Source organism: Hyunsoonleella sp. J2K-J805 (assembly GCF_057167125.1).
The window spans coordinates 1,714,860-1,727,529 of the sequence record NZ_CM169901.1; the positions used below are offsets into that span (position 1 = coordinate 1,714,860).

Sequence of the window (12,670 nt, forward strand, 5' to 3'; positions counted from 1 at the left end):
AGAGAATTCAGAGAATTGAAAATTTCACCTTTCTGAATCCTAATAATCCCATGAAATTAAACACTAAAGGTGCTTCGATGTATCTATATGATATAATGAATGGCAAGCCCATATATAGAAGTGCAGACAATTTGGATGCCGCTAGAGCAACCAAAACAACTCACTTACAACCAGGTGGTTCGCTTAATCTTAATCTTGATGGTTCTGGAATGACCATTGGAGTATGGGATGAAGGTCCTGCCGAACATACACATACCGAGTTTAGTAATGGATCTGATTCTCGTATAATCCAAGTGGAAACTGCATCAGTAGATGGTACTGTTAGTAACGACGACCATGGCACTCATGTAACAGGTACAATTGCTGCTTCTGGTGTAAATCCATCTGCGAGAGGAATGGCTCCAGGTGTAACAGTAAAATCTTATAATTGGAACAACGACGAATCTGAAATGGTTATTGCTGTTAATGATCAAGAAAATCCTATTTTAATATCTAATCATTCTTACGGTATTCCAGTACGTCAAGATGACGGAGAACTACTTGATGCTTGGATAATGGGAGCTTATACCTCGTCTGCTCAATCTATTGATAATATAGCCTTACAACACCCTAACTATTTAATAGTTACATCTGCTGGAAACTCTGGTAACGATTCTTACTCAGGGGGCATGTTTCCGGGCTTTGATAAACTTACCACCGATAAAAATGCAAAAAACAACTTAGTTGTTGCAAATGCGAGTCCTTCGCTAACTCCATTTTCTTTCGATCTAGCTGGTTTTTCAATAAATTCATCTAGTAGTCAAGGGCCTACAGACGACTTAAGAATAAAACCTGATATTTCTGCTGATGGTACTGCTGTATTTTCTACAGTACTTGATGGGAACTACGATTCTTATACAGGAACATCTATGGCATCTCCTAATACTGCTGGCTCTTTATTGCTATTACAACAATACTACAACCAATTAAATGGTAATTACATGAAATCTTCAACTTTAAAAGCTTTAGCATGCCATCATGCTGTTGATGATAATGTAGTTGCTGGCCCTGACCCAAATTTTGGTTGGGGGTTTTTAGATGCTCGCGCATCTGCAGAAACAATAACAGCTGCTAACAATAATTTTGCAAAATTAGACGAGCTAAGCTTGACAAATGGCAATACTTATACTACAACATTTACAGTCCAATCTGGAGGAAAATTATCTGCTACAATATGCTGGACCGATTTACCTGGTATAGCCGTTGTAGATGATAGTAACCCTAATGATATGACTCCAAGGTTAATAAATGATTTAGATTTACGTATAACTAAAGACGGTACTACCTATTTTCCATGGAAACTAGAATTTGATAGCTCTTCTGGTTTCTCTAACGCAAAAGGTGATAACATAACAGATAACATTGAAAGGATAGATATTGAAACTCCAACCGCTGGAGTATATACATTAGTAGTGACACACAAAGGAACTCTACAAGGAAACCAAGGTGGGCCGTTTTCTCCTCAAAGTCAGGATTTCTCCTTAATTGTAACTGGAGCCAACTTAACTCTGAGCAATAATGATTTTTCGAGCAATGAGTTCGTTGATGTTTGGCCAAACCCAACAAGTGACTACGTTAACTTTAATTTTAAACCTCAAAACACATCGAATATTAAAATATCATTGTTTGACGTTCAAGGACGCGCTGTTTATAACGAAACTAAAAAACAATTTGCTCAATTTGTACAGGGTAGAATAGCCATAGATAATCTTAAAAATGGTATTTACTTTTTAAATATTACTCAAGGTAATTCTAGCATTAATAAAAAAATCATTATAGAATAAGATAATTATTACAATTAAAAAAGCCTCATTTTTTTTAAATGGGGCTTTTTAGTTTTAGTACTTTTACCACATGCAAAACCAAACCCTAATATTCGGTATAAGAGCCATTATTGAAGCCATAAATTCAGAGAAAACTATTGATAAAGTGTTTTTACAAAAAGGTCTTAGGGGAGAGCTTTTTTCTGAATTGGAAACTATCGTTAGAAAAAATGACATTAATACTTCTTACGTGCCAATAGAGAAATTAAATCGATTTACTAAAAAGAACCATCAAGGTGCGGTAGCTCAAATTTCGCCCATTGATTTCTATGGTTTAGAAGATTTAGTTTTAAACGTAATTGAATCTGCTAAAACACCTTTATTTTTATTATTAGACCAGCTTAGTGATGTACGTAATTTTGGTGCCATTATAAGAACCGCCGAATGTACTGGTGTGGATGGCATCATAATACAAAAAAAAGGTGGTGCTCCTGTTAACGGAGATACTATTAAAACTAGTGCTGGAGCGGTTTTTAAAATCCCCATTTGTAAAGTAGACCACATCAAGGATGCTGTATTTTACATGCAAGCTTCTGGTATAACAGTGGTTGCTGCTACCGAAAAAACAGATAATTTGCTCTATGATGTCTCTTTTAAAGAACCTTGCGCCATTGTAATGGGCTCTGAGGGCCGTGGCATAAATCCTTCTCTATTAAAAGTTGTTGATGAAAAGGCAAAACTACCTTTATTAGGAGAGATTGAATCCTTAAATGTTTCTGTTGCTTGTGGTGCTTTTTTATATGAGGTAGTTAGGCAAAGACAAAAATAGACTCTTATATTAGTCTTTTTTCTCCTCCTTAAATTTATATGTGATTTTTGGAAATTGTTCTGGATCTGTTTCAGGTTCTAATTGTTCGATAAAATTCCCATCTTCATCAAAATGTTTTAAAAAAGGATCGTCGTCTTCGTTGTAATTCTCTTGCTCCCAGACATATTTTTTAGGTTTAGCAATTTGCCTTTTAAAAATGAAAGCAAAAACAAGTCCTGTTATCAATCCTGAAAGGTGGCCTTCCCATGAAATACCTTCTTCAATGGGCAAAGTATACCATATCATACTACCATAAAGGAATACTACAAGCAATGATAACGCAATAAGCCTGTAATGTTTTGCGAAAACACCTTTGAAAAATGTAAAACTAACTAGCACATAAATTAGTCCGCTTGCACCAATATGATAGGATGATCTTCCAATGCACCAAGTTAAAAAGCCCGATAATAAAATACCCCAAAGTACAACTTTCCAAGCTATGGGTTTATAGAAATAAAAAAGTGCCATGGATAATACAAACAGCGGAATCGTATTATGGTAAAGATGCTGAATATCGCCGTGTAAAAACGGACTTAGTACTACGCCTCTTAAACCTGAAAGGGTTTGTGGGTATACACCGAATTTAGAAAATTTAAATCCGAAACGTACTTCGAACCAAAATACTAACCAAATAATAAGCACAAAGAGTATTGGGTAAGCAATGACGCCTGTGGTATATTCAAAATGTTTATTTTGTTTCATTAGCATAAATATAGCAAATAGTTAACCAGCTTTGTATGATGTGCTAAAATGGCAGATAAGCGCGTGAGGGATTGCAACGGCATCCTTTTTTAAAATGGTTTTTAACCAAAATACATTTTGGTTAAAAATAGCGCAGCGCAGTTTTAAAAAAGATATAGTGCAAAGCCCGACCCAGATTTTTATCTGGGGCACGCCCAAAATTTAAATAAAAATCAGTTAATTTTACAGTGATGAATACAAATGCACCTTTAGCAGAGCGTTTGCGCCCAAGGCGTTTAGCCGATTATGTGAGCCAAACGCACTTGGTTGGGAAGGATGGTGCGCTTTCACAGCAATTAAAGCATGGGCTTATTGCGTCTATGATTTTTTGGGGACCGCCTGGAACGGGAAAAACAACGCTGGCGAATATTATTGCTTCGGAATCTGAACGGCCTTTTTACACCTTAAGTGCTATAAATTCTGGGGTTAAAGATATTAGAGAAGTTATTGATAAGGCGAAACAGAGTGGTGCGTTATTTACTACTAAAAACCCCATTTTATTTATTGATGAAATACATAGGTTTAGTAAATCTCAACAGGATTCCTTACTACAAGCCGTAGAAAAGGGGTGGATTACTTTAATTGGTGCAACTACTGAAAACCCCAGTTTTGAGGTGATTCCTGCTTTATTATCGCGCTGCCAAGTGTATGTGCTAAATGCATTTTCTAAAAACGATTTAGAGCTGCTTTTAAAGCGTGCTATTGTTAACGACACTATTTTATCTAAAAAAACAATTACATTACAGGAAACCGATGCTTTGTTAAGGCTATCTGGCGGTGATGCCAGAAAGTTGCTTAATATCTTTGAGCTTATTATAAATTCTAGTAATGCTGAGAAGATGATAATTACTGATGACTTTGTTTTGGAGAGAGTGCAGAACAATACGGTGCGTTATGATAAGACTGGTGAGCAACATTATGATATTATTTCGGCATTTATAAAATCCATTCGAGGTAGCGATCCAAACGGAGCAGTGTACTGGCTTGCTCGTATGATTGAGGGTGGAGAGGATGTAAAATTTATTGCCCGCAGGCTTTTGATTTCTGCTAGTGAAGATATTGGTAACGCCAATCCTACCGCTTTAGTTATTGCTAATAATACCTTTCAAGCGGTTTCTACCATTGGTTTTCCTGAATCTAGAATTATTTTAAGCCAGTGCGCTACGTATTTGGCTTGTTCACCAAAAAGCAATGCAGCTTATAAAGCTATTGGTGATGCCCAACAATTGGTTAGGGAAACTGGCGATTTATCCGTACCACTAGAAATCAGAAATGCACCAACAAAATTGATGAAAGAACTGGGTTATGGCAAGGACTATAAATATGCCCACAACTACGATGATAATTTTGCCGACCAAGAGTTTCTTCCTGACGAAATTAAAGGCACAACCCTTTACGAACCCAGGAACAATGCCCGAGAAAATGCACAACGTGAATTTTTAAAAAAACGTTGGAAGAATAAATATGGTTATTGAAGATTGAAGATTGAAGATTAAAACTTTATATTTAATTCTTCTACAACTTTTTTATTTTCAGTATGATACTCCAGGACCCAAATATTTCCGTTTTTATAGACTATAGCAGATTTACCCTCAATTAAGAATACATTTTTTACTCCTGTATTTTTAATCTTATAAACAACCTTGGGTGAACTATCCACTAATTGAAAACCATTATCAATTGCTTGTGCATACAACACGTTAGATGGCGATATATTTGAAGTGGTATTTGGTGCGTCAAGCCTCTTTTCATTAGGTATAACCAGCGGTGTTTCATTTACCTCAACCCTCTTTTTTTCAACCTTTGCAGGTTCTTTTTTTAGTATCTCTATCTCTTGTTTCAACTTTTTAATTTCTTCTTGTGTCTGTGCATTTACCTCCTCTACAACTTCGTTTCGTTGAGGTGCCATAGAAGTATTTTTTGGCTCGTATTTATAATTTAAAGCTTTAAAAGAATCAAATGCAGCCCTTAATGCTATATTATAGGCTGTTTTAAATTCTTTTTCTCTGCTCTCCCCTACTTCTGATGTGTAAACCACTCTATCATTACAATCTTTTAATACTACATTCAACTTGGTTTTAAACATCCCTTGTTGTTTAGTAACATCAGATCGCAATGCCAAACATCTATTAATCGTGAGATCCTGAGGATAATCACTCCCTTCCATTAAAGCTGTAAAACCGTTTTTATTAAATAAAAACTGAGCCAATTCGTTTAAACGATATTTATTCTCTTCTTTTAGAAAATCAAATTTATTGGGTACAATTACATATTTGTAATGGTTAAGATTTGACTGTGCAAACGAATTACAAACCATTAAAAAGGTAATTAAGGAAGCGATTACTTTAGTTTTCATTTTTAAAAATATAATTAAGTCCTAGTTGTAAAGATACATGTTGAGCATCATATATATTTTGATATGCTAAAAAATTATCAGCCATGAGATACATATTTAAACCAAAAATATTTGCTGAAACTCCCAAACCAACATTACTAAAACTATACGGATCTATGGTATAGGTGGCCTTGGCGCTTAATCCATTAAAAATACGTCGGTAATAGTAAGCCGTAAGCGCCCCCTGCATACCTTTAGGTTTCTTTATGGCATAGAGTTGTGCACCTACTCTATTTAGATAACCACTATCTTCAGCTAGACAATCACAATCTCTATGCTTTTTCTCGCCAAAGGCATAATTAATTGAAGCATTGAGTTTTACTGGTCGGGTTGTGGTATATCGAGTTGTTGTAGAATCAATGGTAAACAAGTCTTCAAAATCTTCCTCAATTTGGCTCCAATATTCATCTGCCGTTTGATTTCCGCTAGATTCTGGAAAAATAGGATCTATTCCCTCAAATTCTAAATCTCCCTTTATTTGATAGTTCCTTATGTTTTTTGAATGTGTAATAAAACCTACGTCTAATATACTTCCATCCACGTACCATTGATCATTTACTTGATATGTTATTCCCAAATCAAAACCTAAACCTAGGCTGCCTCCAAATAATAAACGCCGTCTTAACCTCCTGAGACCTTCACTAACGCCAGAGTTACCTTCATCAAATACATCAACTATTCCTGAAGTTCTAGCTTCAAGATTTAGACTAAAGATATGTCTGTAGATATTATTGTCACCTTGTAATGTAATAAATTGTCCACTGTTTGAACTAGAGCTTATGTCTGCCACATTAGAATACATTTTACCTCGTATACCATAAGTAAATTTGGAATTTACCCTTTTATTATATCCAACATGAAGCACTGAAATTACACTTGCAGAAAAATTTAAATGGCTTAAATTAAAACGTCGCCCTATATTTCTTTGGTTGCCTTCTAATGCCAAAACCGCATAATCCTTTGGAAAATAACCTATACCATCAAACTCTTGATATAAACCAAAACTTAGGTATTGATTTTTATCATAAGATGGTCCGTAGGCAAAACCTCCCGAAAATATTTCAAGCTGCTGTGTAGCTGTAAAAAAATCTCTATCACTTAAAGTATTAACTGCATTTCTCAATTTCGAATTAAAATCTCTGCCATCCTCAGCAAAAAGATCGTATAGAGAAATCCCTGAGGAGCCTCCATTTACATGAATATGTGACAAAAGTGGTATTCCAAAATAGCCTTTGTTATCTATTTGCACTCCAGGGTTTAACAGTAACGATTGAGGTATTTCAGAAAATCCGTAAAGCACCTGTTTGTTCTGCCCAAAACAAAAACCAGCCAAAAAAACCATAAAAAAAGGAAGCTTTACAAGACGCATTAATCAATATTTAAAGAAAAAATACCTTTGGATTTTACATTAATTTCCCCTGGAGTGTCCTGATTAATTGCTTCACCTGGTTGCATAACAAGCGTAAAGGCAATGATTTCAGATTGTTTTAGACGCTCCAGTGCTTCTCCTTCAAAAACTTCCGTATGTATTGATGCTATAACTTGATTATTTGGCGATGGATCGGTATTAACATTGAAACTTTCTAATAACTGATTGTTTTCATCAAAAAAATTGAGACGCAGCTGATATGCTCGGTTAATTGAGTTTTCGATTTCAAAAACAAACTCCACTTTTACGAGATTATCCTGAATGAAACTGCCACTAAAAAAGTCTATTTCAACAAAATCCTCTGCGGTATTCTGCTCGATTCCCCCTACAAAAAAGTCTGATGCTGAAGCTGAGTAAAATATTAAACTAGACTCTATCACAGGTTGTAACACCAAATCATTGGCCTGATCAAAATCGACTGGCTTCGTACAGTTGTAAACTATTAACGCCATAAATACCCAATATAAATATTTTAGTCTACTTGCCATCATCTTTCTAAAAACGCTGTGCTTTGTTAAAGTATTGTTTTATAAAAACTGTTTCAGCTCCATTAGTTTTGAAACAGCTTTTATTTCACCCTTTAAAAGGGTTGTATCTGAGCTAAAAAAAATAGCATCCATCCCAATGTTCAAAGCACCTTCAATGTCTGCCTCCAAACTATCTCCAATCATGATACTTTGCTTTGGTTTTGTTTTGGCCAAATTCAACGCAAAATTGAATATTTTGGGGTTGGGCTTTTTTACACCAGCAATTTCAGAATTGGTAATAGTTTCAAAATAGGGTGTAATTTTTGATCTATCCATTTTCTTGTACTGCACCTCGTTAAAACCGTTGGTAATTATGTGTAATTTGTATTTAGATTTTAGATACTCAAGTATAATGTTAGTATCTTCCATTAAAAAATTAAAAGTTGATAAGTATTTAATGTAATCCTCAGACAATTTACGAATCATACCGTCCTCAACGGATAAGTTTAGTGTTTCAAACGTTTCACTTAAACGCGCAAACCGTAAATCTTCTTTTTTAATGCGCTCCTCTCTGTATAATTTCCAATATTTGAAATTAATGGGGACGTACTTTTCTAGAAAATCATTTAAACTTACTTCAATAGTATTAAGCTCAAAAATTTTTTCAAAAGTTAGGGCAGAATTTTTTTCAAAATCCCATAGCGTATGATCTAAATCGAAAAATACGTCGGTAATACCGTTAAGTTTTTTCATTCACTGAGGTTAAAATAATATTAAACAGTTCTTTAAAACCGCTCCATCGTGCAGAATTAATAAAGGTATAATTATGAAATACAGGCACAAATTCTCCATTTACTCGCTTTACTTCGTCGATAATGGTATTTAATACTTTCTTTTTATCTAATAACGACACAGTTTTTAACAGTGCAAAATCCATAAGATGAAATGGGCATACCCGAAGCGGTGTCTGCACCTCATAGTCTAAATCGTAAAATAAAAATGGCGTACAAGAACCTGCCCTAAATCCTATGTGGTTTACATAGCCCATGGTATAATCCTCTTTTACCTCCAATTGCACCAAGTTTCTGTACGATTCTGGAAGGTTTAATTTTGAAAACGAAAATCGGGATGCACTCAATGCAGTATTCAAAACGTCTTCCATTTGACGTTTTTCCTTTTTTAGCAGTTCAACATCTTTAACTGAAAAATAGGACGCTTTTAAGCCCACGTGGCAATAATCGGCTATATGCTTTATAAGCGACACGTACCTACGCTTGTTGATGTTTATACCTTTATCAAAAGTGGAATAAGAACCAATAAAAAAGAACACCAAAAACTTAAAATGTGTTTGTTTTTGTTTATTGATGATATATTTAAATGTATCAAATGGGTCATGTTTTAAGCCAAAGAGTACCGCGTACCTTACATACAAATCCCTGAACCGAAATCTAAAAAAATCTTTAAGAGTTCCTCCTAAAGATCGCATCACTCCTTTTAATTTATAATTATACGGACTAGGAACATCAATAATGGGTTTGATACGATATTGTTTTTTCGGAAATTCAAATTCTGGAAACTGTGCTTGCAGTGCAGTTTTAAATTTATATGCCCAAATATCTACAACGGGTTGTTGTAAAAAACCATGTTTATATCCCAAACTTTCGGTTGCCATAAATCTCCCGTATTGGTCTTTGCGTTGCGGTAAATATTCTTCATATCGAGATAGCATATAAAAAGACGCAGCAAAAATATCAAATGGCATCGCACTCTTTTCTCCGTTGAAGAAAAAGCATTTGGTGTTTTCCCATTTTAAAACATTTATTTCTATATCCGAAAGCCCTTGTTCAAACAAAATCTCATGGCTCTTTATAAAAAACTCATTGCCTAAATGCTGTTTTGTATAAGACATTTTTAAGCTGTCGTGCGCAATAAAATCCTCTATTTTAGTTGTAAAATCTACTTTAACGCCCAATATACGCGTACAAATATGCTTGAAAACATATTTTAATCGTGGTGTTATTTTATGGGTGTAAACTAGTAACATTTAGATTCTCAACTTTTACAAAATATTCTCATCAGCAAAACTAAAATAGGCTTTTTCGGTAACTATAAGATGATCTAAAACCCGAATATCCAAACTTAAGGCTGCCGATTTCAACTTTTGCGTAATCTGTTTGTCCGCTTCACTAGGTTTTAAGGTTCCTGATGGATGATTATGGGCTAAAACCAATCCTGTAGCGCCCACTTCAAGTGCATTTTTTAGTACCAGCCGAACATCAACCAAAGTACCAGTGATGCCGCCTTTACTTAATTGATTTTTCTGAATAACTTTATTGGAATTGTTCAAATAAATAATCCAAAATTCTTCGTGTTCCAGCTCACCAATCACAGGTTGCATCAACTCAAACACCGATGCACTTGACGTAATTTTTTTCTTTTCAAGTGCCTCTTCTCCCCTACGTCTTCTCCCTAATTCCAAAGCAGCAGCAATGGTTATCGCTTTCGCTTCACCAATACCCTTAAACGCCATAAGTTGTTTGATGGAAAGTTTCCCTAATTCACTTAAATTATTATCCACACTGGCCAAAATACGCTTGCACAATGCCACGGCGCTTTCTTCTCTATTGCCCGAGCCTATTAAAATAGCCACCAATTCAGCATCACTGAGAGCCGATTTCCCTTTATACAGTAGTTTTTCACGAGGCTGATCGTCCTGACTCCAATTCTTAATTGAAAACGAAGATGGTTTCTCTTGCATTGGTTAAAGATAAATATTGTAACGATAAACCTATAGTATTTTGTAGCAAAAAGTTTGACTATGCTTTGATGATTCGTTAATCTATTGCTAAGTATGTTTACTTGACGTAATTACCACAAAAATTTGCTACTTTTAAGTACAATTTATCGGCTAACAATCTATGTACATACAATCTACCAATATCTCTGAACCCAGAACCATCTTATGGCAAAACAAAGAAGTATCCACTGGTATTTTTAAAGTACCAACACCAAAACCTATTTTTTTAGGAAAACAGGGCGTCGACAACGATTTTGTAGCCGACAAAAAAGTTCATGGTGGCACTTTTAAAGCCTGCTATTTATTCTCCTCAGATCATTATCCCTATTGGAAAAAATTATATCCCAATTTAAACTGGAATTGGGGCATGTTTGGCGAAAATCTTACCATTAACGGCATGAACGAAATGCAAATGATGGTAGGCGATCTTTACAAAATTGGAGGAACTTTAGTGCAAGTTACCCAACCCAGAGAGCCATGTTTTAAATTTGGAGTGAAATTTGGATCTCAAAAAATTTTGAAACAATTTATTAGCCATGGTTTTCCAGGAACTTACGTAAGCGTTATTGAAGAGGGTTTAGTACATACCAATGATAAATTGAAATTAGTTGATCGTTTAGAGGAAAGCCTTACCGTGGCAGAATTGTATCACTTGTTATTTTCAAAAGTAAAGTCTCAAAACCTGCTAAAAATAGCGGTGTCTTTAAATGTTTTACCAGAACGGAAACGGGAAAAATTGAAGCAATTTATTGTTTAAGGTACTTCGGTTTAAGCCATCGAAAAATAATTTAAAACTACATACGTTTTCATTACAGTGTTTATTACATAAAGTCTTAGAACTATAAAAACCTTGCTTTACTTATTACTCTTAATTACCTTTTCTGTTGGGTCTCAAACGGCAGAAAACGAGGTTATTGCCGAAAAAGGAGATGGTATTTATTCCCTACTACGAAAACATGGTTTAGAGCCTACTGAAAGTTTCAGCGCTTTTATTGAGCTTAATAAAGACAAGTTAAAACCGGATAACGGTTTGTTAATTGGTAAAACATATCTACTGCCACTTATAAAACAAGACACTGTTGTTACTGCGGAAAGTATTAGTGTAAAAGATAGTATCCCGACCATTCTCCTACCCAAACCGAAAGATTCTATTGTTGGTCCAAAGATTAAAACAATTACCAATGCGCTTTTTGGTGAAAAACATAAAGATTTTCCAAAGGAAAGTGAAATCTTAAAAGGTGCTGTATATTATTTAATTTCGGGACATGGCGGTCCAGACCCTGGCGCCATTGAAACCTATGCAGGCAAACTTATTTCAGAAGATGAGTATGCTTATGACGTTACTTTAAGACTTGCCCGGAAACTCCTTGCCAATGATGCCAAGGTTTACATTATTATTAAGGATAAAAATGATGGCATTAGGGATAAACGTGTTTTAGAGGTAGATTATGATGAAGTATATTATCCAAATCATTCTATCTCCTTAAATCAAAAACTACGACTTCGTGAACGTACCGAAACGGTAAATAACCTGTATCTAAAGCATAAAGGTGCTTACCAAAGACTAATTGTTACACATATTGATAGCAGAAGCAAGGGTGAAAATATTGATGTGTTCTTTTACCATCATCATAAAAGTAAAAGCGGTAAAAAGCTAGCCCAAAACATACACAACACCTTTAAAAAGAAATATACCAGGCACCAACCCAACCGTACCTATTCTGGGACTGTAAGCTCCCGAAACCTCTATGTTATCAAAAACACCCTACCAGCCATGGTTTATATTGAATTGGGCAATATTAAAAACAAAAAAGACCAAAGGCGTATTTTGAATTGGGAAAACAGAGAAGCCTTGTCGAAATGGATTTATGAAGGGCTTTTGGTGGATTTTGAGGATAAATAAGAGCTTGACTGTGTACAAATTTTCAGCCAACTTAGTTTAATGGCGGATATAAGCTAACCGTGCTAAACTTATTTTAGTATCAAAGCGTCATATATCCGAAATTCATTTACTGTAAGTCTGCTTTCTTCAGTAAGAAAAAGCATCAAAATACAGCTTAGTTACTTCAAGGGTCTAAATTTATTATTCAAGTTTATCATAAAATAGTGCATAAGAGTAAGTAATTCACTCTTTTTTATTAAAAGAACACGTTAGTTTTTTTAAAACCAGT

The 12,670-nt window shown here is 34.9% G+C and carries 12 protein-coding genes; 5 read left to right on the forward strand and 7 right to left on the reverse strand.

Features of this window, described 5'->3' with window-relative positions; genetic code table 11:
• Nucleotides 1-50: 50 nt before the first annotated feature.
• On the forward strand, nucleotides 51-1,823 hold the full coding sequence (locus AC1B0Z_RS07545) for a S8 family serine peptidase (protein WP_483794994.1): 1,773 nt from the start codon (nucleotides 51-53) through the stop codon (nucleotides 1,821-1,823).
• Nucleotides 1,824-1,893: 70 nt separating this feature from the next.
• The gene (gene rlmB, locus AC1B0Z_RS07550) at nucleotides 1,894-2,631 is read left to right on the forward strand and encodes a 23S rRNA (guanosine(2251)-2'-O)-methyltransferase RlmB (RefSeq protein ID WP_483794995.1); all 738 of its coding nucleotides are present in this window, start codon (nucleotides 1,894-1,896) and stop codon (nucleotides 2,629-2,631) included.
• A 9-nt stretch (nucleotides 2,632-2,640) separates the two neighbouring features.
• Here the strand turns inward: rlmB and AC1B0Z_RS07555 are convergent, their stop codons facing one another.
• Entirely contained in the window at nucleotides 2,641-3,372 is a 732-nt protein-coding gene (locus AC1B0Z_RS07555; protein ID WP_483794996.1) for a rhomboid family intramembrane serine protease, read from the reverse strand.
• Between the two features lie 230 nt (nucleotides 3,373-3,602).
• On the opposite strand from AC1B0Z_RS07555, the gene AC1B0Z_RS07560 reads away from it, so the two are divergent.
• Nucleotides 3,603-4,886, forward strand: a complete 1,284-nt coding sequence (locus AC1B0Z_RS07560) for a replication-associated recombination protein A (RefSeq protein WP_483794997.1) — start codon at nucleotides 3,603-3,605, stop codon at nucleotides 4,884-4,886.
• Between the two features lie 17 nt (nucleotides 4,887-4,903).
• Here the strand turns inward: AC1B0Z_RS07560 and AC1B0Z_RS07565 are convergent, their stop codons facing one another.
• The 6 genes from AC1B0Z_RS07565 to radC form a co-directional block, all read right to left on the reverse strand.
• Nucleotides 4,904-5,767 carry a hypothetical protein gene (locus tag AC1B0Z_RS07565; RefSeq protein ID WP_483794998.1) on the reverse strand — a complete coding sequence of 288 codons (864 nt, stop codon included), beginning with the start codon at nucleotides 5,765-5,767 and terminating at the stop codon, nucleotides 4,904-4,906.
• Nucleotides 5,757-7,175 carry a DUF5723 family protein gene (locus tag AC1B0Z_RS07570; protein WP_483794999.1) on the reverse strand — a complete coding sequence of 473 codons (1,419 nt, stop codon included), beginning with the start codon at nucleotides 7,173-7,175 and terminating at the stop codon, nucleotides 5,757-5,759. The genes AC1B0Z_RS07565 and AC1B0Z_RS07570 overlap by 11 nt, the downstream gene beginning before the upstream one ends.
• A complete protein-coding gene (locus AC1B0Z_RS07575) occupies nucleotides 7,175-7,687 on the reverse strand; it encodes a hypothetical protein (protein WP_483795000.1) in 513 nt (170 codons plus the stop codon). The genes AC1B0Z_RS07570 and AC1B0Z_RS07575 overlap by 1 nt, the downstream gene beginning before the upstream one ends.
• A 75-nt stretch (nucleotides 7,688-7,762) precedes the next feature.
• Nucleotides 7,763-8,455 (reverse strand): YjjG family noncanonical pyrimidine nucleotidase, encoded by a 693-nt coding sequence (locus AC1B0Z_RS07580; protein ID WP_483795001.1) that lies wholly within the window; start codon nucleotides 8,453-8,455, stop codon nucleotides 7,763-7,765.
• Nucleotides 8,442-9,746, reverse strand: coding sequence for a polysaccharide deacetylase family protein (locus AC1B0Z_RS07585; protein ID WP_483795002.1), 1,305 nt, complete (start codon nucleotides 9,744-9,746; stop codon nucleotides 8,442-8,444). Before AC1B0Z_RS07585 ends, AC1B0Z_RS07580 begins: the two co-directional genes overlap by 14 nt.
• Nucleotides 9,747-9,761: 15 nt before the next feature.
• Nucleotides 9,762-10,460 carry a RadC family protein gene (radC, locus tag AC1B0Z_RS07590; protein ID WP_483795003.1) on the reverse strand — a complete coding sequence of 233 codons (699 nt, stop codon included), beginning with the start codon at nucleotides 10,458-10,460 and terminating at the stop codon, nucleotides 9,762-9,764.
• A gap of 160 nt (nucleotides 10,461-10,620) precedes the next feature.
• Between radC and AC1B0Z_RS07595 the strand changes: the two genes are divergently transcribed.
• Both AC1B0Z_RS07595 and AC1B0Z_RS07600 read left to right on the forward strand, forming a co-directional pair.
• Nucleotides 10,621-11,256 (forward strand): MOSC domain-containing protein, encoded by a 636-nt coding sequence (locus AC1B0Z_RS07595; RefSeq protein ID WP_483795004.1) that lies wholly within the window; start codon nucleotides 10,621-10,623, stop codon nucleotides 11,254-11,256.
• 93 nt (nucleotides 11,257-11,349) lie between these two features.
• Nucleotides 11,350-12,402, forward strand: coding sequence for an N-acetylmuramoyl-L-alanine amidase family protein (locus AC1B0Z_RS07600; RefSeq protein ID WP_483795005.1), 1,053 nt, complete (start codon nucleotides 11,350-11,352; stop codon nucleotides 12,400-12,402).
• Nucleotides 12,403-12,670 lie beyond the last annotated feature (268 nt).